This window comes from Streptomyces beigongshangae (genome assembly GCF_019710745.1).
Lineage (GTDB): Bacteria > Actinomycetota > Actinomycetes > Streptomycetales > Streptomycetaceae > Streptomyces > Streptomyces beigongshangae.
In genome coordinates this window covers 1-803 of record NZ_JAHKJW010000179.1, presented here as the reverse complement: position 1 = coordinate 803, position 803 = coordinate 1, and the positions used below count along the sequence as shown (strand labels likewise).

The 803-nt window shown below is 64.4% G+C and carries 1 protein-coding gene; it reads left to right on the top strand.

Annotated features, from left to right (window positions below; all coding sequences use genetic code 11):
- Nucleotides 1-126: 126 nt before the first annotated feature.
- Nucleotides 127-801 carry a lytic polysaccharide monooxygenase auxiliary activity family 9 protein gene (locus KM933_RS38715; RefSeq protein ID WP_488269397.1) on the top strand — a complete coding sequence of 225 codons (675 nt, stop codon included), beginning with the start codon at nt 127-129 and terminating at the stop codon, nt 799-801.
- Nucleotides 802-803 lie beyond the last annotated feature (2 nt).

Sequence of the window (803 nt, the reverse complement as noted above, 5' to 3'; positions counted from 1 at the left end):
GGCAGATTCCCTGCTCATCGCCCGCCCCGGTAATCAACTCCGTTTGTTTCATTGACATTTCCCTCAGGATACGTACGTTGGGAGCGCTCCCATAACAGCCTTGCAACTGGAAGGAGCTCCCCCCTCATGCGCAAACAGAGTCCGTTGACCGGGCGTTCGCGGTCATCCCTCCGCCGGCCTCTCCAGGCACTCGTCATGCTGTTCGCCGTGGTCGCCGGTGCGCTGACCTGGTCGGCCCCCGCCCAGGCCCACGGCACCATCGTCGGCCCCGCCACCCGCGCCTACCAGTGCTGGAAGACATGGGGCAGCAACCACACGAACCCGGCCATGCAGACCGAAGACCCCATGTGCTGGCAGGCATTCCAGGCCAACTCCGACACCATGTGGAACTGGATGAGCGCGCTCCGTGACGGTCTGGGCGGCCAGTTCCAGGCGCGGACCCCCGACGGGACCCTCTGCAGCAACAACCTCTCCAGGAACGCCAGCCTGGACAAGCCCGGGCAGTGGAAGACCACCACCGTCGGCAACAACTTCTCGGTCCACCTGTACGACCAGGCATCCCACGGCGCCGACTACTTCAAGGTCTACGTGAGCAAGCAGGGCTTCAACCCCAAGACCCAGACCCTGGGCTGGGGCAACCTCGACTTCATCACGCAGACCGGCCGCTACGCCCCGGCGCAGGACATCACGTTCCCCGTCCAGACCTCCGGCTACACCGGACACCACATCGTGTTCGTGATCTGGCAGGCATCCCACCTCGACCAGGCCTACATGTGGTGCAGCGACGTGAACTTCGGCTGAAC

What these genes read in the sequence shown, in the direction of transcription:
- KM933_RS38715 (WP_488269397.1), top strand. Translation starts at nt 127, where the DNA reads ATGCGCAAACAGAGTCCGTTGACCGGGCGTTCGCGGTCATCCCTCCGC.